The sequence below is a fragment of the Thalassococcus lentus genome (assembly GCF_028023555.1).
GTDB lineage: Bacteria > Pseudomonadota > Alphaproteobacteria > Rhodobacterales > Rhodobacteraceae > Thalassococcus_A > Thalassococcus_A lentus.
Map to the genome: position 1 here is coordinate 598,893 of NZ_JAQIOY010000001.1, position 18,608 is coordinate 617,500.

The 18,608-nt window shown below is 57.7% G+C and carries 18 protein-coding genes (1 of these 18 only partly in view); 10 read left to right on the plus strand and 8 right to left on the minus strand.

Annotation, left to right across the window (positions count from 1 at the left end; genetic code table 11):
* The first annotated feature begins 37 nt into the window (after positions 1–37).
* The 3 genes from PFY00_RS02915 to msrA all read left to right on the plus strand — a co-directional run bounded on the left by PFY00_RS02915 (position 38) and on the right by msrA (position 3,207).
* Complete coding sequence (locus tag PFY00_RS02915; RefSeq protein WP_271431011.1) at positions 38–2,035, plus strand: hydantoinase/oxoprolinase family protein; 1,998 nt, start codon at positions 38–40, stop codon at positions 2,033–2,035.
* A 216-nt stretch (positions 2,036–2,251) separates the two neighbouring features.
* Positions 2,252–2,701 carry a peptide-methionine (R)-S-oxide reductase MsrB gene (msrB, locus tag PFY00_RS02920; RefSeq protein WP_271431012.1) on the plus strand — a complete coding sequence of 150 codons (450 nt, stop codon included), beginning with the start codon at positions 2,252–2,254 and terminating at the stop codon, positions 2,699–2,701.
* Positions 2,698–3,207: a peptide-methionine (S)-S-oxide reductase MsrA gene (gene msrA, locus PFY00_RS02925; RefSeq protein ID WP_271431013.1), complete on the plus strand. Its 510-nt coding sequence runs from the start codon at positions 2,698–2,700 to the stop codon at positions 3,205–3,207. Before msrB ends, msrA begins: the two co-directional genes overlap by 4 nt.
* Before the next feature lie 64 nt (positions 3,208–3,271).
* On the opposite strand, the gene PFY00_RS02930 is transcribed toward msrA, so the two are convergent.
* From PFY00_RS02930 to PFY00_RS02940, 3 genes are all read right to left on the minus strand, one after another.
* The gene (locus PFY00_RS02930) at positions 3,272–4,099 is read right to left on the minus strand and encodes a C40 family peptidase (protein WP_271431014.1); all 828 of its coding nucleotides are present in this window, start codon (positions 4,097–4,099) and stop codon (positions 3,272–3,274) included.
* Positions 4,099–5,484: a leucyl aminopeptidase family protein gene (locus PFY00_RS02935; RefSeq protein ID WP_271431015.1), complete on the minus strand. Its 1,386-nt coding sequence runs from the start codon at positions 5,482–5,484 to the stop codon at positions 4,099–4,101. The genes PFY00_RS02930 and PFY00_RS02935 overlap by 1 nt, the downstream gene beginning before the upstream one ends.
* Positions 5,485–5,545: 61 nt before the next feature.
* Positions 5,546–5,926, minus strand: coding sequence for a hypothetical protein (locus PFY00_RS02940; protein ID WP_271431016.1), 381 nt, complete (start codon positions 5,924–5,926; stop codon positions 5,546–5,548).
* 149 nt (positions 5,927–6,075) lie between these two features.
* Here PFY00_RS02940 and PFY00_RS02945 point away from each other — a divergent pair, with 149 nt between their 5' ends.
* The 3 genes from PFY00_RS02945 to PFY00_RS02955 all read left to right on the plus strand — a co-directional run bounded on the left by PFY00_RS02945 (position 6,076) and on the right by PFY00_RS02955 (position 8,122).
* Positions 6,076–6,723, plus strand: a complete 648-nt coding sequence (locus tag PFY00_RS02945) for a carbonic anhydrase (protein ID WP_271431017.1) — start codon at positions 6,076–6,078, stop codon at positions 6,721–6,723.
* A gap of 118 nt (positions 6,724–6,841) precedes the next feature.
* Positions 6,842–7,807, plus strand: a complete 966-nt coding sequence (locus PFY00_RS02950) for a sodium-dependent bicarbonate transport family permease (protein ID WP_271431018.1) — start codon at positions 6,842–6,844, stop codon at positions 7,805–7,807.
* A gap of 3 nt (positions 7,808–7,810) precedes the next feature.
* The gene (locus tag PFY00_RS02955; protein WP_271431019.1) at positions 7,811–8,122 is read left to right on the plus strand and encodes a P-II family nitrogen regulator; all 312 of its coding nucleotides are present in this window, start codon (positions 7,811–7,813) and stop codon (positions 8,120–8,122) included.
* 32 nt (positions 8,123–8,154) lie between these two features.
* On the opposite strand, the gene PFY00_RS02960 is transcribed toward PFY00_RS02955, so the two are convergent.
* Entirely contained in the window at positions 8,155–9,408 is a 1,254-nt protein-coding gene (locus PFY00_RS02960; protein ID WP_271431020.1) for a DNA polymerase IV, read from the minus strand.
* Positions 9,409–9,459: 51 nt separating this feature from the next.
* On the opposite strand from PFY00_RS02960, the gene PFY00_RS02965 reads away from it, so the two are divergent.
* A complete protein-coding gene (locus tag PFY00_RS02965) occupies positions 9,460–9,885 on the plus strand; it encodes an NUDIX hydrolase (RefSeq protein WP_271431021.1) in 426 nt (141 codons plus the stop codon).
* A 118-nt stretch (positions 9,886–10,003) separates the two neighbouring features.
* On the opposite strand, the gene PFY00_RS02970 is transcribed toward PFY00_RS02965, so the two are convergent.
* Both PFY00_RS02970 and pyrF read right to left on the minus strand, forming a co-directional pair.
* The gene (locus PFY00_RS02970) at positions 10,004–10,279 is read right to left on the minus strand and encodes a hypothetical protein (protein ID WP_271431022.1); all 276 of its coding nucleotides are present in this window, start codon (positions 10,277–10,279) and stop codon (positions 10,004–10,006) included.
* Between the two features lie 146 nt (positions 10,280–10,425).
* Positions 10,426–11,121 (minus strand): orotidine-5'-phosphate decarboxylase, encoded by a 696-nt coding sequence (gene pyrF, locus PFY00_RS02975; protein WP_271431023.1) that lies wholly within the window; start codon positions 11,119–11,121, stop codon positions 10,426–10,428.
* A 231-nt stretch (positions 11,122–11,352) separates the two neighbouring features.
* Between pyrF and clpB the strand changes: the two genes are divergently transcribed.
* Positions 11,353–13,968 carry an ATP-dependent chaperone ClpB gene (clpB, locus tag PFY00_RS02980; protein WP_271431024.1) on the plus strand — a complete coding sequence of 872 codons (2,616 nt, stop codon included), beginning with the start codon at positions 11,353–11,355 and terminating at the stop codon, positions 13,966–13,968.
* Positions 13,969–14,042: 74 nt separating this feature from the next.
* Here the strand turns inward: clpB and PFY00_RS02985 are convergent, their stop codons facing one another.
* Positions 14,043–15,455 carry a calcium-binding protein gene (locus tag PFY00_RS02985; protein ID WP_271431025.1) on the minus strand — a complete coding sequence of 471 codons (1,413 nt, stop codon included), beginning with the start codon at positions 15,453–15,455 and terminating at the stop codon, positions 14,043–14,045.
* Positions 15,456–15,688: 233 nt separating this feature from the next.
* Entirely contained in the window at positions 15,689–16,126 is a 438-nt protein-coding gene (locus PFY00_RS02990; RefSeq protein ID WP_271431026.1) for a DUF302 domain-containing protein, read from the minus strand.
* A 104-nt stretch (positions 16,127–16,230) separates the two neighbouring features.
* Here PFY00_RS02990 and PFY00_RS02995 point away from each other — a divergent pair, with 104 nt between their 5' ends.
* Together PFY00_RS02995 and msrP are read left to right on the plus strand one after the other, a co-directional pair.
* The gene (locus PFY00_RS02995; protein ID WP_271431450.1) at positions 16,231–17,712 is read left to right on the plus strand and encodes an FMN-binding glutamate synthase family protein; all 1,482 of its coding nucleotides are present in this window, start codon (positions 16,231–16,233) and stop codon (positions 17,710–17,712) included.
* Positions 17,713–17,857: 145 nt separating this feature from the next.
* Positions 17,858–18,608: the 5' portion of a protein-methionine-sulfoxide reductase catalytic subunit MsrP gene (gene msrP / locus PFY00_RS03000; RefSeq protein ID WP_271431027.1), read on the plus strand. The gene runs 152 nt beyond the window's last position; 751 of the gene's 903 nt are visible here — the first part of the coding sequence; the start codon lies at positions 17,858–17,860; the stop codon falls past the right edge of the window.

The window sequence follows — 18,608 nt, forward strand, 5'->3', positions numbered from 1 at the left end:
TGCCATCACACGCCAGCGAAAGACACGAGGCAAGTATATGAGCATAGCGCTGGGCGTTGACACAGGTGGGACCTATACCGATGCGGTTTTGATCCGCGACGAAAAGCATGTTCTGGCCAGTGCAAAATCCCTGACAACGCGGGGCGATCTGGCTATCGGAATCGGATCGGCTGTGCAGGCTGTGCTGGCCGAGTCCGGCGTCACACCAGCGGAAATTGGAATGGCGGCACTGTCCACAACATTGGCCACCAATGCGCTGGTCGAGGGACAAGGAGGGCGCGTCGGGCTGGTATTGATCGGGTTTTTGGAAAACGATCTGGACGCCCACGGATTGACACAGGCATTGGGCGGTGATCCGGCTTTGGTGATTGCGGGTGGGCATGGGCATGACGGGGCCCAAATTGCGCCATTGGACGAAAACACTTTGCGTGATTGGGCGGCAGAACAGCAAGTGAGTGGGTTTGCCGTAGCGGCGCAGTTCGCGACCCGGAACCCGGAACACGAAGTCAGGGCCGCCGAAATTTTGCGCGCGCAGACTGGATGCCCTGTTACGGCGTCGCATCAGTTGTCAGCCAAGCTGGGTGGACCCAAGCGTGCTCTGACAGCTCTTTTGAACGCGCGTCTGATTGGATTGACACACCGGTTGATCTTGAGGGCCGGGGATATTCTGAAAGACATCGGCGTAAACGCACCTTTGATGGTTGTGCGGGGGGATGGCGCGCTGATGAGCGCGCAGCAGGCCCAGGTTGCCCCGATTGAAACCATTCTCAGCGGGCCAGCAGCGAGCTTGGTTGGCGCGCGTTGGTTGACCGGCGCCGACGAAGCCTTGGTGTCGGACATCGGTGGCACGACAACAGACATCGCGCTCTTGCGTCATGGACGCCCTGCGATTGATCCCCAGGGTGCACGGGTTGGCCCATGGCGCACGATGGTTGAGGCGGTCGCGATGCGGACGCATGGGCTGGGCGGCGATTCCGAAGTGCGTCCCCGCAGCGAAGGTCTTGAGGGCGGAGTGCGGCTTGGGCCGCGTCGGCTGGTGCCGATTGCCTTGATCGCCTCCGAAGCGCCGGATGTTGTGCGCTCTGCTTTGGACACACAAACCCGCGCGCCACTGCCTGGGGAATACGACGGACGATTCGTGCGTGCCGTGCCGGGGCAGGACACAGCGGGTTTGAACAGCCGGGACACCGCTTTGCTGGAACGGATCGGAGATCACGTGCAGCCGCTTGGAGCGGTGTTGCGGATGCGCATTGATGTGCAGGCCTTGGAGCGGTTGGTTGGACGTGGGTTGGTACAAGTCGCTGGGGTCACGCCCACCGATGCTGCCCATGTGCTGGGACGCGTAAACACATGGAATGCCGAAGCCTCGGAAATGGCTTTGGCTCTTATGGCACGGCGCCGCATGGGCAATGGCGAGCGATTGGCTGCGGACGCTGCCGGGTTGGCGCAGATCATCGTTGACGAAATGACACGCTCAACCGGCCTGGCCTTGCTTGAATCGGCTTTTGCCGAAGAAGACTGGGAGGATGCACCGGCGGATCTGGCGCGGCACGCCCTTATGCAGTCGGGATTGCGCGGACATCAGGGTTTGGTTGCCGTTCAAACCAAGCTTGCGGTTCCTGTCATCGGGCTTGGCGCCTCGGCAGGCTGTTATTATCCAGCCGTTGCAGACAGCCTGAACGCAACCGTCGAATTGCCCGAATTTGCCGGTGTCGCCAATGCAATCGGTGCCGTGGTTGGCCGTGTGGCAATGCGGCGGCAGGGCGTTGTGACTGCACCGTCCGAGGGCCGCTACAGGGTGCATCTCGCTGATGGTCCCCAAGATTTTGGGGATGCTGAACTGGCGATTTCAGCCTTGGAGCATGCGCTGGAGACAGACGCCCGCGCTGCCGCAGAAGCCGCTGGCGCGACAGATGTCACGGTGCGTTTGGCCCGGGACATCAGGCAGGCTGAAACCGAAGGCAGACAGGTCTTCATTGAGGCGACCGTTCTGGCAGAAGCGTCGGGTCGCCCACGGATCACAGGTGACATCTAGGTGTTCGCGGTGAAAGGCGCGTGCTGCGAAGCGCCGCGCCTTTCCAGAGGCTGCCTTGGGAGAAGGAAACGCTCTGTCCTGTTGATATGGGGTGCCAAGGCAGGCCGATCAATGATGCTGCAACACCGCTCACTCAATAGCGAGCAGGCTGTCACAGCCATTGCCTTGTGGCCCGGAAACCCCACCTAATAGAGCACGGCAAAATGGAGGAAAGTCATGGCAAAATATGAACGGCGCCCCGAGGTGATCGAGACCCTGACACCTGAACAATACCGCGTGACGCAACAGGACGCGACCGAGCGGCCTGGCACAGGCGAATATCTGGACAACAAGGAACCCGGTATCTACGTCGATGTGGTCTCTGGCGAGCCACTGTTTGCAAGTTCGGACAAATATGAATCCGGTTGCGGTTGGCCGTCTTTCACCAAACCCATTGTGCCGGCGCATATCAATGAGTTGCGGGATACATCCCATGGGATGATCCGAACCGAAGTGCGCAGCACCCATGGCGACAGCCATCTGGGCCACGTCTTTCCTGATGGTCCAGTGGATCGCGGCGGTCTGCGCTATTGTATCAATTCGGCCTCGCTTCGCTTTGTGCATCGTGATGACATGGAAGCGGAAGGCTATGGCGAATACCTGAACCAAGTGGAGGATGTGGCATGAGTCTGGAACGAGCGGTTTTGGCTGGTGGATGTTTCTGGGGAATGCAGGATCTAATCCGCAAACTGGATGGCGTGGAAAAGACGCGTGTGGGCTATACCGGTGGGGACGTGCCCAATGCGACCTATCGCAATCACGGAACGCATGCCGAGGGAATCGAGATTTGGTTTGATCCGGAACGCATCAGTTTTCGCCGGTTGCTGGAATTCTTTTTCCAGATCCACGATCCCAGCACGCCAAATCGACAGGGCAATGACATCGGAATGAGCTATCGCTCAGCGATTTACTATGTCGATGAAGCGCAACGCGCCGAGAGCCTTGAGACGATTGCGGATGTGGATGCGTCCGGTTTGTGGCCGGGTAAAGTCGTGACCGAAGTTGAACCGGTGGGTGACTTCTGGGAGGCCGAACCAGAGCACCAAGACTATCTTGAGCGTATCCCGAATGGCTACACCTGCCATTTCCCTAGGGCAGATTGGGTTTTGCCGCGCCGCGCTGCCGCGGAGTGAGTTACACACATCTGGCGCAGGGTTCACTGTAGAAACCTTGCGCCATTTCAGGCCTGTGCAGCTTTCAGGGTTCTAATCGTGCATGCCGTGTGACAGGCCCGTCACCTTGATCTTTTATGCGTGTGATCGCTTGGCCAAGAGGCTCAAAGCGAACGGCCATATGGTGGGCATTCGCGTGCAGAATGGTATCGCTGTCTGACACCCACGCGACATGACCTTTCCAGAACAGAATATCCCCGCGCTTTGGCGGTGTCGCCTCCGGCATTGTTGTGCCAAGGCTGTTTTGCTGCATGTCGCTGTCGCCGGGGCAAGACACCCCGATGAACGTGCATCCAATCTGGACGAGGCCAGAGCAGTCTATCCCGGCACTGGAATTGCCGCCCCAAAGATACGGTGTGCCCAGCAGTTTTTCGGCCACGGCAACCGGGTCTTTGTCGGCTTCTGCCAGAGGCCTTAGGTGATCGGTTGGCACCCAGCCAAAGGGCGTTTTCGAAAAGCGTCCGGTTTGATCGGAAATGGAAAGTCTGGACCCCATAGGCAGGGCGCACAGATCAGCCGATTTCATATTGGCTTCGGTATAGGCATGGGTGGCACGTGTTTGAACTGTGTGCGTGGGCGCGGGCATCTGAATCAGAGCATCAACGGGCACGTAGCCAACGTAGCCATCCAGCCCTGTCTGAACAAATGCCCAACCGTCGCGCCGTTCCAGAACCGTAAGATTTGCACCGGGCAGGCATTGGCGATCACGAGCACCATTCGGCGCCGCCAGCAGATCAGTCACCGCTGCACCCACATGGGCAAGCTCGCCTTCGACAAAAGTTTCTGCATCGACCTGACCGCGCAGAGATTCTGCGGCGACCCGGTCATTTGCAGGCGTCAGACGCCGGTCCATTACAAATCGAGCGCCTGACCAAGCGCGCCAAGAATTGCGCGTGGTCCCTGACCAAAGCCGCCTTTGCTTCGGCCCGGTGCGGGTCTCGGTTGCCAGCTGTAGATGTCAAAATGCGCGTAGCGTGGACAATCATCGATGAAGCGACGCAAGAACAGCGCAGCGGTGATCGAGCCAGCCATACCGCCCGAAGGCGCGTTGTCGAGGTCGGCGATGCCAGGTTCGATCATTGTTTCATAGGGTTCCCAAAACGGCATGCGCCAAAGCGGATCCGCCTCGCGTTTTCCCGATTGCTCCAGTTCGATCGCCAGAGTTTCATCGTCGGTGTAAAACGGTGCCAGATCGGGCCCCACGGCAACGCGTGCCGCGCCGGTGAGTGTGGCCATGGAAATGATCATGTCCGGCTTTTCTTCGTCTGCAAGCGCGAGCGCATCGGCGAGCACGAGGCGGCCTTCGGCGTCGGTGTTGTTAATCTCGACGGTCAGACCCTTGCGCGATGTCAGAATGTCCTGTGGGCGGAAACTGTTCGACGAAACGCTGTTTTCTACTGCCGGTATCAGAACGCGAAGCTGGATCGGGAGATCCAGTGCCATGATCATTTGGGCCAGCCCGATAACATTCGCAGCGCCGCCCATATCCTTTTTCATAAGGCCCATCGAGCCGCCTGGTTTCAGGTTTAGCCCCCCGGTATCAAAACAAACGCCTTTACCCACAAGGGTCAGCATCGGACCATCTTTGCCCCAACGCATGTCGATCAAGCGCGGCGCCTGTGCAGCAGCGCGTCCAACGGCATGGATCATGGGAAAGTTGTTTTCGAGCAGCGCGTCACCCGTTGTGACATTGATCTGGGCGCCGAATTGACCTGCCAGTTTGTGACAGGCAAATTCGAGCGCTTCGGGCCCCATGTCTGCAGCCGGAGTGTTGACCAGTTCGCGTGTCAGCGCCTCGGCATTGGCGATGATTTCAACCCGGTCCGCATCGATTTCCCTTGGCGCCAGAAGGCGCGCGGTTTTGCGGCTCGAATCCCGGTAGCGGTTAAAGCTGTAGCCGCAGAGCAGCCATCCAAGGCATTCGTTGGCCATGTCCTGTTGTGATGGCCCTTGTTCGATCCGATAGGTGCCGGGTGCAAGGCCTGGAACTGCTGCGGCCAGCACAAAACGATGACGTTTGCGCTGCTCGGCCGTTCCATAGCCGACAACGGCGGCGCAGGGCGCACCACCTGCGCCGGGGATCAGGACGACAGAGCCGATCGCGCCGGAAAACCCGGTCGCTTTCAGCCAGCGCTGGGTTTCGTCGTTCTGTTGCGCGGCCCATACGTCAACGTCTTCTGGCTCGAGCGCATACAGCGGCCAGGCCTCTGCATCTTTTGGTGCGAACGACAGTGTCATAAAGGATCCTTTCACCTGTGCCGCACCAGCCTAGAGCTTGCGCCGGCAGCCGCAAGGGTGATCAGACTGAAAGATCCTGCAAATCCCAAAGAGCCGACAATGAACGTTCACCCATGCGTTCAAGCCGGGCAGTCGTCGCGGCCTGTGCTGTCAAATCCCCGTATTCGATACAGGTCATGACGTCACGCGCGACGCAGGCAAGACCGCAAAGCCCGATCTGATCGGCAATGGCGGCCAATCCCTTGAGAGCTTTGTGCAGTTCATCCTGCGTTTGCCTATCTGACAATTCCTGCAGCCCTAGCAACCGTTGGCCCAGGTCTTCGAAGGCGCGACACAGCATTTCCTCGGCCGCGTGTGCGCCCATCTCTACACAAAGCGTTTCGATCTTTCCGGCATCCATGCGCGGACGTTCCGACGGCATCAAATAACTAAGCTTGTCCACAGCTCACCCCAGTTCTATTGCCCCCACGGCTTGGGCAACTTGCCTCACGGTGGTTCTCATTTCGTTTAGGCGCTTTGGTCTTTTCTCTCGAATTTCCGGAAAAATCCGCGTAACTCACGAAAAACGACACTACCGAACGGAGTTTGCCCATGCATCGTGTGCGCCCGCTGCCCGCTTTTCTTGTCCAGCGTTATCACGGCTGGAAAGCCACTGGTTACAAGGACAATCAAGCTTGGTACCGCCGCTTGGCCGATGAAGGCCAGCGCCCGCGCGCCATGATCATTTCGTGCTGCGACAGCCGGGTGAATGCCACGTCTCTGTTCGAAGCGGACAAAGGCGAGTTCTTTATCCACCGAAATATTGCCAATTTGGTCCCGCCTTATTCACCCGATGGCAACCAGCACGGAACCTCTGCGGCTGTTGAATATGCCGTCACGGCGCTGAAAGTTACGCATCTTATCGTACTGGGTCATTCCAAGTGTGGCGGCGTTCAGGGTTGTCTGGACATGTGTCAGGGACGGGCACCGGCGATGGAGGAAGAGAGCTCGTTCGTGGGCCGCTGGATGGATATTCTTCGCCCCGGTTTCGAGCGTATCAAAGATCTGGACGAAGCGGATCAAGCCGGCGCGCTGGAGAAAGAGGCAGTGGTTGTCTCGCTCGAGAACCTGATGGGCTTTCCGTTTGTGCGTCAGGCCGTTGATGATGGCGAGCTGACCTTGCACGGGCTGTGGACCGACATCGGCGAGGGCGATCTGGAATGGTGGGATCCCTCGACCAATGGTTTTCAGCCTGTCTGAGTGAAATCAGGGCAAAACCGACATTTCTGAAGGCCGGTGTTGACGTAGTGTCGCATCCTGCTTGTAGGCATGTGGCAGGCTCAATATGTAGCGGCGAGTTTGCCAACGGAGATCTGCCATGCTTGCCCTTGCCGCTGACAACCTTTTGTCCCCGATCGTTCTTTCGTTTGTTCTTGGATTGCTGGCAGCCTTGGCACGATCAGATCTTTCCATACCTGAGGCCGTGGCCAAGGGGATGTCGATCTACCTGCTTTTCGCAATCGGTTTCAAAGGTGGCGTCAGCGTAGCGGACCACGGGCTGGATCTGACGCTGGGTATGACCTTGCTGTCCGGGATTATCCTGTCGTTCGCCTTGCCCATTTTGGCGTTTGGAATGTTGAGGGTTCTGTCCGGTATGTCGCGTACGGATGCGGCGGCCGTTGCCGGGCACTACGGCTCCATTTCGATCGTAACATTCGTGGCCGCGACATCGGTTCTCAGCGATGCGGGCATCGTGTTTGAAGGGTATATGGTGGCGGTCGCCGCCGCGATGGAGGCCCCGGCCATCCTATCTGCGCTATGGTTGATTTCGCGCGGTCAGGGCGGCGCCGACATGGGGGGCGATCTTTGGCGCGAAATTCTGCTGAACGGCTCCATTGTGCTTTTGTTGGGGGCTTTCGCAATTGGTGCGATCACTGGACAAGAGGGTCTGGAAAAAATCGCATCGTTCATCGTGAACCCGTTTCAGGGCGTCCTGTGTCTGTTCCTATTGGACATGGGGTTGATTGCCGGGCGTGGTTTGCGCGAAGCCAGAGTGCTGGATCGGGGTGCGATCGCCTTTGGTGTGCTGATGCCCGTCGTCTCTGCAACGCTTGGCCTTGGCGTGGGTCTGCTGCTGGGACTTAGCACGGGCGGCGTTGTCCTGCTGATGGTGCTGAGCGCATCGGCCTCGTATATCGCCGTGCCCGCTGCCATGCGGGTTGCGGTTCCCGAAGCCAATCCGTCGATTTACCTGACGCTGTCTTTGGCAATAACATTCCCATTCAATCTGACCTTGGGCATTCCGCTCTACCTGTCGGTGGCCCAGATGATGACAGGAGGCTGATCAATGCAGATGCACAAAGCGAAACGTGTGGTGATCACGATCGAAGCCGTTATGCAACGACGCCTGACCGAAGCGCTGAAGAGCGCAGGTGTGACTGGCTGGTCGATCTTGCCGGTGATGGGCGGGTCCGGTCGTTCGGGCGAATGGAGCCGAGAAGGGCAGGTCGGGCGTGGAACCGGTTTGGTTCAGGTAATTTGCATTATCCGGCCTGAACGTCTGGATGAATTAATGGAAGCGGCCTTTGCTGTCGTGGAAAAGCATATTGGCGTTGTAACGGTCGCCGATGTCGAAGTGGTTCGCGCGGAACGCTTCTAGCGCAACCTGTCAGCAACGGGCTGCTTGCCCTTTTACCGCAGGGCCCGTCCCTTGAGAATTGCATCGTCGCCAAATTTGGCCCGAATGGCGTCTGTCGCGCGCTCGGCTTTTGCGCGGGTCTGCGCGTTCGGGTCCAGTAAATCCCCAGCACGATCTGCCATATCTTCGGGAACAAGGTCGGATAAACCCGCGCCGAGCAATCGATAGGGGCCATCCCCGGGCACTTGATCAAAGAGCGCGCGGGCTGTTCGATAGAGCCTGTCCGCAATCTGGGTTGCATCCGGAAGCGAGGTGCGCCGCGTCAACAATTTGAAGTCTGATTTCTTCAGTTTCAGCGTCACAACACGGCCTGCCATACCTTTGGCCTTGGCGCGATCCGCCACTTTTTCGCACATGCGCCAGAGATGTCCGTCCAGCAACTCTGGATCGGATGTATCTTCGTGGAAGGTCGTTTCGTTGGAAATGGATTTCATAGGTGCATTGCGCGTCACGCGACGGCGGTCCTGACCGCGGGCAAGATGCCAAAGCCGATCGCCCATCGAACCAAAGCGCGCAGCAAGATCACGTTTGTCCCAACGCAACAGATCCTCGAAGGTACGAATGCCGGCCCGTTCGAGCGAATCCTGCGTTGCGCCGCCCACGCCCCAAATCAACCGAATGGGTTTGGGGCGCAGAAACGCTTCGGTTTCGGCCTTTCCGATCACGGAAAATCCGCGGGGTTTGTCTAGGTCCGAGGCGATTTTGGCGAGAAACTTGTTGTGCGACAGGCCGATTGATCCGGTGAGGCCAAGCTCGTCGCGCATTCGGGAAACTAGACGTGCCAGCATGACGGCTGGTGGCGCGCCATGCAGTCTTGCGGTTCCCGTTAGATCCAGAAAGGCTTCGTCCAAAGAAAGTGGCTCGATGGATGGGGTGAGTTCCTCCATCATGGAACGGATGGCGCGCGAGGCATCGGCATAGGCAGACATGCGAGGTCTCACGATCACGGCATCGGGGCACAAAGCCAGCGCCTTGAACATGGGCATCGCAGATCGAACGCCCTTGATCCTTGCGACGTAGCAGGCGGTCGAAACAACACCGCGCCGGCCGCCACCAATGATCACAGGCTTGTCGGCCAATTCGGGGTTGTCGCGCTTTTCCACGCTTGCATAGAAAGCGTCGCAGTCCATATGGGCTATGGACAGATCCCAGAGTTCATCATGTGCGATGATCCGTGGGCGCCCGCATGATGGACAGCGGCGTCCATGGTCAAATTCAGTCAGGCAATCGCGGCATAGGGCTGGCATTGGGCGTGCTCCGTTCGGGCACTATTGTAGCGGGAGAGGTTGGCCAGAGCCATGTGGTTGAACAACGAAGACTTCACTGGGGCCAAAATAATGGTCTTTGCTGGCAAGGACCTTCTGGTTCTGCACCGCGATCATACTCCGGGTATATCATGGCCGGGCTATTTGGATTTGCCGGGCGGTGGACGCGAAGGCCAAGAGAGTCCGTTGCACTGCGCGTTGCGTGAACTGCGCGAAGAATTGGGTCTTACCGTGTCCGAGGTCGATACGATTTTCGCACACCGCAGGGTTGGTGAGACCGGAGTCAGCTATTTCTATGCTGCGCATCTGGATCACGAGATACGGGACCAGGTGGTTTTCGGAAACGAGGGCGCGGGCTGGGCAGTGATGCCGCCTTCCGAGTTTGCGGGGCACCCGAATGCGATTCCTCATTTCGCGCGGATCGTTTCAGATTATTGGAATGCGGCCCGAGATCAATGAACGAAAAAGGCTGGCGCGCCTAACAGACGCGCCAGCCAGTCTGGGGCATTCCCGGGGAACAGAGGGATGCCCAATGCCAACGCTCAGGCAGCATGCGCTGGCTGAAAGAAAGTCGGGATCAAGCAGCCAGTTGTGAATTTTCACTCAGCGAATGCTGTGGTTTTTCGGGCGCGACAGCGACTCGGGATCTCAGAGCACCAGAGCGCGTGAAGTTTTGAAGCGCATCGCGCAGCAACCCGTCGCTGATGACATCAAAGTCGGCGTTCAGCGTGGCGCGGAATGCAGAAGCGACGCGCTGTGGGCCGGCGATGGTGTGAAATGTGACCAGCGCTTCAAATGCTTCAAGCGCAGGGTTGTAGGCGATTTCGCCAATCTCGGTTTTGATCTGGGACATGCTCATGCCTCCTCAACTAAACTATCCAGGCAAGGCTTTGTGCCTGTGGATAACTTATAGATGGGGTTGGCATTGGATGTTGGAAAGGGGGGAATCACATACCTGTGTTCCCTGTTTGATGTGCAAGCCGTTGAAAACGGGTGGATTTAGGCGGATTTTAGCTCATCCACGATTGCAGAAGCGGCTTGTCGCGGGTTGGCTGCCAAATGAATGGGTCTTCCGACAACAATATGGTCTGCGCCCGCTTGAATGGCGGCTGCCGGTGTTGCGATCCGTTTCTGATCACCCTTGTCGGCGCCGGCTGGACGTACCCCGGGGGTAACGATCAGGCGGCCGTTGGCTTCGGGCAGAGCGCGGATCATCGCCGCTTCGTTCGGAGAAGCAATGACGCCATCTGCCCCGGCCTCAAAGGCGCGGCCAGCGCGGGTTGCCACCAGGTCGGGAATCTCGCCTGATTCAATCAGTGAAGCGTCCAGATCGGCACGGTCCAGCGATGTCAGGATCGTGACGGCCAGAATTTTCATGTCCGAATTCGACGCGCCCTCTCTGGCTGCGCGAACGACGTGGGGGTCACCGTGAACCGTCAGAAAATCGAGATCAAACTGCGCCAGACCGCGTACTGCTGCTTCGACCGTTGCGCCGATGTCGAACAGTTTCATGTCCAGAAAGATGCGTTTGCCGTGTTCTTGCTTCAGTTCATTGGCCAGAGCCAGCCCACCGCCCGTCAGCATTCCAAGCCCGATCTTATAGAACGAAACTGAGTCGCCAAGTGTTTTGGCCATTTCCAGACCAGCAAGAGCGTTGGGAACATCGAGGGCGACTATAAGGCGATCATCTGACATGGCGGGCTCCTTTGCTGGCTCGCTGCGTGATGCGCTCGGTTGCTGCAAACGTCAAGGCTGGCTTCACCAGATCATAAGTGCAAATGTCCCGTTCCTGAGTGGCGCATTGCTTGCGGAACTCTTGAATCCGCGCCAAGGAAATACCATCTCATCCATGAGGCCCGATCCGGGACGTGCTGCTGAGCAGGCGTTGCCAATTCGAAGCGGGCGCTTGAAGAAAAGGAGAACGCCATGAACTTGGAGAAGTTCACGGAACGCTCGCGCGGGTTCATTCAGGCCGCGCAAACGATCGCAATGCGTGAGAGCCACCAGAAACTGGCTCCGGAACATTTGCTCAAAGCCCTACTGGACGACGATCAGGGGATGGCTTCCAACCTGATCCAGCGCGCGGGTGGCGCGTCGGATCGTGTCGTCCAAGTGCTGGACACCAAACTTGCAAAAATCCCGAAAGTCAGCGGCGACGCCGGGCAGGTCTATATGGATTCTGCGACTGGTCGTGTGCTGGATGAGGCTGAAAAGCTGGCGACCAAGGCTGGTGACAGCTTCGTTCCTGTGGAGCGGATGCTGATGGCGTTGGCCATGGTGAAGAGCCCGGCAAAGGACGCGCTGGAAGCCGGTGCGGTCAGTCCACAAAAACTGAATGAAGCGATTAACGATATTCGCAAAGGCCGCACAGCTGACACGGCTTCGGCTGAAGAAGGATATGACGCACTCAAGAAGTATGCCCGCGATCTGACCGAAGCGGCGCGTGAGGGAAAGATCGATCCGATCATCGGTCGGGACGATGAAATTCGTCGTGCCATGCAGGTTCTGAGCCGCCGTACCAAAAACAACCCGGTCATGATCGGCGAGCCCGGTGTCGGTAAAACTGCGATTGCCGAAGGATTGGCCCTTCGTATCGTGAATGGCGACGTGCCTGAATCGCTGCGCAACAAATCGTTGTTGGCGCTGGATATGGGCGCACTGATTGCCGGTGCCAAATACCGTGGTGAATTCGAAGAGCGGCTCAAGGCCATTCTGTCCGAAGTGACAGCTGCGGCAGGCGAGATCATTCTCTTTATTGATGAGATGCATACCTTGGTTGGTGCAGGCAAAGCCGACGGTGCAATGGATGCGTCGAACCTGCTGAAACCGGCGCTGGCACGGGGCGAATTGCACTGCGTTGGTGCGACCACGCTCGATGAGTACCGCAAACACGTCGAAAAAGACGCGGCGCTTGCGCGGCGGTTCCAGCCGGTAATGGTCACAGAGCCTACCGTTGAGGACACGATCAGTATTCTGCGTGGGATCAAGGAAAAGTATGAGCTGCACCATGGTGTGCGGATCAGCGACTCTGCCTTGGTTGCAGCGGCGCAATTGTCGAACCGGTACATCACGGATCGCTTCTTGCCGGACAAAGCCATCGACCTGATGGACGAAGCCGCGTCGCGGTTGCGTATGGAGGTGGATTCCAAGCCAGAAGAACTGGATGCGCTGGATCGTGACATCCTGCAAAAACAGATCGAAGTCGAAGCGCTGCGTCTGGAAGATGATCAAGCCAGCAAAGACCGGCTTGATAAGCTTGAAAAGGATCTGGCTGATCTGCAGCAACAAAGCGCAGAGATGACGGCGCAATGGCAGGCAGAGCGTGACAAGCTGGCCTCCGCGCGTGACGTCAAGGAGCAGTTGGATCGTGCCCGGGCAGAACTGGAGCAGGCTAAGCGTGAGGGGAACCTCGCCAAGGCTGGTGAGCTGTCCTATGGCGTAATCCCACAGCTGGAAAAGCAGCTGTCCGAGGCGGAAAGCGGCGATGATGACGTTATGGTCGAAGAGGCCGTGCGCCCGGACCAAATCGCGTCGGTTGTTGAACGCTGGACCGGAATTCCGGCAGGCAAGATGCTGGAAGGTGAACGTGACAAGCTGTTGCGGATGGAAGATGGGCTGCACAAGCGGGTCGTCGGACAAGAGCAGGCGGTCAAGGCTGTTGCCAATGCGGTGCGCCGTGCGCGCGCAGGCCTGAACGATGAGAACCGGCCACTTGGTTCGTTCCTCTTTCTCGGGCCAACTGGCGTGGGCAAGACCGAGCTGACCAAGGCGGTGGCCGAATTCCTTTTTGACGACGATAGCGCCATGGTGCGTATCGATATGTCCGAGTTCATGGAAAAGCACGCAGTGGCCCGTCTGATCGGCGCGCCTCCTGGCTACGTGGGGTATGATGAAGGCGGTGTTCTGACTGAAGCGGTTCGCAGGCGTCCCTATCAGGTTGTGCTGTTCGACGAAGTTGAAAAAGCGCACCCGGACGTCTTCAACGTTCTGCTGCAAGTCTTGGACGATGGCGTCCTGACAGACGGGCAGGGCCGGACAGTCGATTTCAAACAGACGCTCATTATTCTGACCTCCAACCTTGGTTCGCAGGCGCTGTCTCAACTCCCAGAAGGTGCTGACGGGGCGCAGGCCCGGCGCGATGTGATGGACGCGGTGCGTGCGCATTTCCGTCCGGAGTTCCTGAACCGTCTGGACGAAACCATCATTTTCGACCGCCTCAAGCGGGAAGACATGGATGGGATCGTTGATATCCAGATGGCCCGTCTGCTCAAACGGCTTGCGGCTCGTAAAATCCAGTTGCAGCTGGATGATGGAGCGAAAAAGTGGCTGGCCGATGAGGGGTATGACCCTGTGTTCGGCGCACGTCCGCTCAAGCGGGTGATCCAGCGCGCCTTGCAGGATCCAATGGCTGAAATGCTTCTGGCAGGTGACATTGGAGATGGTGACATCGTCACTGTCAGCGCAGGAAGCGAAGGGCTGATCATCGGAGACCGCGTCGGGTCAACCAACGCGCCCAAGCCGGATGATGCGGTGGTGCACTGATTTGCACAGCCTCTAATGAGAAGGGCCCGCCAAATTGGCGGGCCCTTTGCTTTTGCTCATCGTCTCTAATGATCTCAGAAGATGAAATCACTTGAGTCGATGTCTGCGACCAGGGTGTTTTCCAGCGTGATCGAGTTTTTGCCGTAGAGCGTAATCAGTACGTCGTCGCCCACCTGCTGAATCGAAAGGTCGGCAAATTCGGTGACGCCTTGGGCTGCGTAGCCTCGCAAGTCCAACAAGTCGGTCCCGTCTTCGAAATCAGTGATCGTGTCAGCGTTGCTGCGCATCTCAAAGATAAATACGTCTTCGCCTGCACCACCGGTCATGGTGTCTTTGCCCCAACCACCTGTCAGGGTGTCGTTCCCAGCATCGCCATACATCACGTCACGGCCAGCGCCGCCGTCGATGATGTCATTGTCGTCACCACCCCAGATCCGGTCATTGCCATTTTCACCGATGAGAGTGTCTTCGCCACCGGCGCCGAACAACCTGTCGTTCTTGTTGCCGCCGTTGGCCGAGTCGTCACCTTCGCCTGCTTTGATCAGATCGTTGTCCGCAGCGCCGAGGATCGTGTCGTTGCCGTCGCCGCCATAGAGACGATCGCGGCCAGAGCCACCATCCAGTACGTCGTTGCCGCCTTGCCCAAAGAGCTTGTCTTCGCCTGAGCCTCCGGACAGCACGTCGTTGCCCAAGGCACCGTAAAGGACGTCGGAACCCAATTGCCCGTCCACAACGTCAGTTCCGTCCGTACCATACACGGTGTCGCCACCATCGCTGGTCAGCAAGGGGTCCGGTGTCGGTGCGAGGACAAAATCTGCGTTGGACAACTCGGAAGGTGCAACGCCGGCCAGCAATAGCGAGTTTCCGTTGCCAAGCATGATCAAGCTGCTGCCAGCCAGATCAACGATGTTGAGCTGTGCGATGTCATAAACACCGATAACCGTCAGATCGATAATGTCCGTGCCGACGGTGAAATCGGTGATTGTGTCGTTACCAGTTTTCCAACCGTCGATGACAAAGGTGTCGGCACCGTCTTCGCCGGTCATCATGTCATCGTCTTTACCACCGATGATCGTGTCATCGTTGGCGCCGCCGTTCAGGACATCGTCGCCGTTGCCACCGTTCAGCAGATCGGATGAGTCATTACCATAGAGTTCATCGTTGTTGTTGCCGCCGAACAGGGTGTCCATTCCCAATCCGCCAACCAGAAGATCGTCCGCATTCCCGCCGTTCAGAACGTCGTTGCCATCTTCTCCGTACAGACTGTCGTGCCCGCACGCCCCGATCAGTGAGTCATTGCCCTCACCACCGAGGATTTCGTCGCCGCCGTTGCCACCTAGTAACGTATCATCGCCTAACATACCGAGAACGAGGTCAGCACCGTTCCCTGCCATTACATAGTCGTCGCCTTCCAATAGAGCGATAACGTCCCGTACATCCGTACCAAGGATACTATCGTTGCCAGAAGTTCCGTAAGTGACAGCCATTTTGATTTCCTGCTTCTTATCGGCGCCCCCACGCCATTAACCTAGCGTAAGGAATGGGGGCGCCTTTGTGCAAACAATCTGGTCGAAATAAGGCAAAAACCTACAAATATTCACAATTTAGACTTTTTCTGTTTCCGTCTTTGAATCAGTTGGTCGGATACGGTGGTGATTGTTTTTAGAGAGACCCGGCCGCTCCGAAGATTCGTCTCGCTTTGAGACACAATGAAGGCGTATCAGTCGATCCCGATCGCGGCTTTTGCGATGTCGTCCAGCAAAGTCTGCACTTCTTGCATCGCGCCGTCGGGGAAGGTGCGAAAACCGATTGTCGTTGTATCGGGGCTTTCCGGGCGTACCATGACAAAGATGTCATACGGACAGAAGACGATGTTCATTGGATCTTCTTCCATCGCCCGTCGCGAAATGGCCGCCGAACAGAAGCTGAAGACATCAGCGTGTTCAAACAGAACCTTGTCTGAGCCAACATCGGCACGTGTTCGTTCCAGCATGTCGCCGGTGTGAGATACGCTGTCGATGACAAGCCCGGCATCAAGGATCGCGCTTTCCAGCCCGAACACCACGTCGTCAAAACTCTGGTCCGTGTCATAGGTGATGATGCCATCGGCAAAAGCTGGCGCAGCCAGCAAAGCAAGCGCAGTCGCGAGATACTTCATTTGTGAATGTCCTTTGGGTTGCCGAAGTTTGTATCGGTTGTCACGATAAACGATAAACCGTTGCGTCGAATTGATGCAAATCAACGAATATGAATGGAGAACCGATGGGCGCCGCCATGTACGTCTTGCAGGCCTTGGCCGTTGTTTTTGTCGGGATCATCGGATTGGTGGTTCTGGCAGCGCTGGTCTTGTTTGTTGTGGACCGCACCCAGCGGGCTGATGCAATCCGGCGAAACTACCCGGTGATCGGCCGTTTCCGAAAACTGTTTTCAACGTTGGGGGAGTTCTTTCGCCAATACTTCTTTGCAATGGACCGGGAGGAGCTGCCGTTCAACAGGGCGCAGCGGGAATGGATAGAGCGCGCTGCGCATGGTCACGGCAATACGGTTGCGTTCGGATCGACCCGAAACCTGAACGTCGTCGGCACGCCATTGTTTGTGAACGCAGCTTTCCCGCCGGTGGACGATCAATTCGCGAGCTCTGAGCCCAAGGTCATTGGGGCTGGGGCCCGTATCCCCTTTGCGGCACCCAGCTTCTTTAATATTTCCGGCATGTCATACGGAGCCATTTCAAAACCCGCGGTCAGAGCGCTGAGCCGCGGTGCCAAGAAAGCCAGGGTATGGCTGAACACCGGGGAAGGGGGTCTGTCGCCTTTTCACCTCGAAGGTGGGTGCGATATCGTCTTTCAGATCGGAACCGCCAAATATGGTGTGCGCGATCAAAGCGGATCGCTGAGTGACGAGAAGCTGCGCGAAGTGGCTGCGCACGAAACCGTCCGCATGTTCGAAATAAAACTGGCCCAAGGCGCAAAACCGGGCAAAGGCGGCATCCTGCCAGGCGGCAAGGTTAATGCAGAAATCGCGCGTATTCGCGGTATCCCCGAAGGAAAGGACAGCATTTCTCCCAATCGGCACGCAGAGGTCGACGATTGGGATGACTTGCTCGACATGATCCACCGGGTTCGCGAGGTGACCGGCAAACCCGTTGGCATAAAGACGGTTATTGGCGCGGTCGAAGGCTTTGAGGGTTTTTTTGACGCCATTATAAAGAGAGGTGTGGAGAGCGCGCCCGACTTTATCACGATAGATGGTGGCGAAGGCGGGACGGGCGCTGCGCCCATGCCTTTGATCGACCTCGTCGGGATGTCGATCCGCGAGGCGCTCCCACAAGTTGCCTTGATGCGGAACCGGCATGGCCTGAAGGACCGCATCCGGCTGGTGGCCAGCGGGAAACTGGTGAACCCCGGTGATGTGGCCTGGGCAATTGCATCGGGTGCTGACTTCGTGACCTCGGCGCGGGGGTTCATGTTCTCGCTTGGGTGCATTCAAGCGCTCAAGTGCAACCGAAATACCTGCCCGACCGGGATCACGACACATAATGCACGCCTGCAGGCAGGACTTGTCGTTGAGGACAAGGAGGAGCGCGTCGCGTCTTATGCGATGGATGTGATCCACGAAGTGGAGACCATTGCGCATTCGGTCGGTGTGGCCGAGCCGCGTCTTATGAGACGCGAGCATGTTCGCGTGGTTCAGCCCGATGGGCGCAGTGTCTTGATGTCCGAGTTGTTCCCAGAAGCAGAAGCCTAGCATGCTTTGACAGTGGGCTGCGCTCCGCAAAGATGCCTTTGTGGTCGACTTTTGTTACAATCAGGCCACGGGGAGTTGAGCCGATGTGGTTTGGTCTCTGACAGTTTCGCCCTTAGCTATTGGGCAGCAAACAATGGAGAGGCCGATGGCATATCGCTGGACGAACACACTGACGCGTGCTGATGCAACACCGGAGGCGGCCTTTTTGAACCGCCGTCAAATTCTGGCTGGATTGACTGCGGGCGCTGCGATGGGGCTTGCCCCCCGAGCGCAAGCTCAGGAAGCGCTTGAACCGAACGCATGGGATGAGATCACCAGCTATTGCAACTACTATGAGTTCGGCACCGGCAAAGACGATCCTTCCAAGAACGCGCATATGCTCAACACGACGCCATGGTCGGTCACCATTGACGGCCTGGTCGATAAGCCCGGTGATTATGATTTCGCGCAGATCATGGAAGCCATGACGATCGAAGAGCGGATTTACCGTTTCCGCTGTGTCGAAGCGTGGTCGATGGTCGTGCCTTGGAATGGTTTTGAACTGGCCGATCTGCTGAACATGGCGGGGGTGCAGTCCGGCGCAAAATACGTGGCCTTCGAAACTGTACTGCGTCCTGAAGAAATGCCCGGCACGCGGTTCCCGGTTCTGGACTGGCCCTACGTCGAAGGTTTGCGCCTCGACGAAGCCATGCATCCGCTGACGATGATGGCGACAGGTATCTACGGCAAACCGATCCCAAACCAGAATGGCGCGCCGCTGCGTTTGGTCGTCCCGTGGAAGTATGGTTTCAAATCGATCAAGTCCGTTGTCCGGATCACCTTGACTGACGATGAGCCTCCGACCAGCTGGAACAAGGCGAACGGCCGTGAGTACGGCTTTTATAGTAATGTGAACC

What these genes read in the sequence shown, in the direction of transcription:
- PFY00_RS02970 (WP_271431022.1), bottom strand. Translation starts at nt 10,279, where the DNA reads ATGTCCCAGATCAAAACCGAGATTGGCGAAATCGCCTACAACCCTGCG.
- PFY00_RS02960 (WP_271431020.1), bottom strand. Translation starts at nt 9,408, where the DNA reads ATGCCAGCCCTATGCCGCGATTGCCTGACTGAATTTGACCATGGACGC.
- PFY00_RS02950 (WP_271431018.1), top strand. Translation starts at nt 6,842, where the DNA reads ATGCTTGCCCTTGCCGCTGACAACCTTTTGTCCCCGATCGTTCTTTCG.
- PFY00_RS02945 (WP_271431017.1), top strand. Translation starts at nt 6,076, where the DNA reads ATGCATCGTGTGCGCCCGCTGCCCGCTTTTCTTGTCCAGCGTTATCAC.
- PFY00_RS02935 (WP_271431015.1), bottom strand. Translation starts at nt 5,484, where the DNA reads ATGACACTGTCGTTCGCACCAAAAGATGCAGAGGCCTGGCCGCTGTAT.
- PFY00_RS02930 (WP_271431014.1), bottom strand. Translation starts at nt 4,099, where the DNA reads ATGGACCGGCGTCTGACGCCTGCAAATGACCGGGTCGCCGCAGAATCT.
- PFY00_RS02915 (WP_271431011.1), top strand. Translation starts at nt 38, where the DNA reads ATGAGCATAGCGCTGGGCGTTGACACAGGTGGGACCTATACCGATGCG.
- msrA (WP_271431013.1), top strand. Translation starts at nt 2,698, where the DNA reads ATGAGTCTGGAACGAGCGGTTTTGGCTGGTGGATGTTTCTGGGGAATG.
- PFY00_RS02990 (WP_271431026.1), bottom strand. Translation starts at nt 16,126, where the DNA reads ATGAAGTATCTCGCGACTGCGCTTGCTTTGCTGGCTGCGCCAGCTTTT.
- clpB (WP_271431024.1), top strand. Translation starts at nt 11,353, where the DNA reads ATGAACTTGGAGAAGTTCACGGAACGCTCGCGCGGGTTCATTCAGGCC.
- msrB (WP_271431012.1), top strand. Translation starts at nt 2,252, where the DNA reads ATGGCAAAATATGAACGGCGCCCCGAGGTGATCGAGACCCTGACACCT.
- PFY00_RS02955 (WP_271431019.1), top strand. Translation starts at nt 7,811, where the DNA reads ATGCAGATGCACAAAGCGAAACGTGTGGTGATCACGATCGAAGCCGTT.
- pyrF (WP_271431023.1), bottom strand. Translation starts at nt 11,121, where the DNA reads ATGTCAGATGATCGCCTTATAGTCGCCCTCGATGTTCCCAACGCTCTT.
- PFY00_RS02985 (WP_271431025.1), bottom strand. Translation starts at nt 15,455, where the DNA reads ATGGCTGTCACTTACGGAACTTCTGGCAACGATAGTATCCTTGGTACG.
- PFY00_RS02995 (WP_271431450.1), top strand. Translation starts at nt 16,231, where the DNA reads ATGGGCGCCGCCATGTACGTCTTGCAGGCCTTGGCCGTTGTTTTTGTC.
- PFY00_RS02965 (WP_271431021.1), top strand. Translation starts at nt 9,460, where the DNA reads ATGTGGTTGAACAACGAAGACTTCACTGGGGCCAAAATAATGGTCTTT.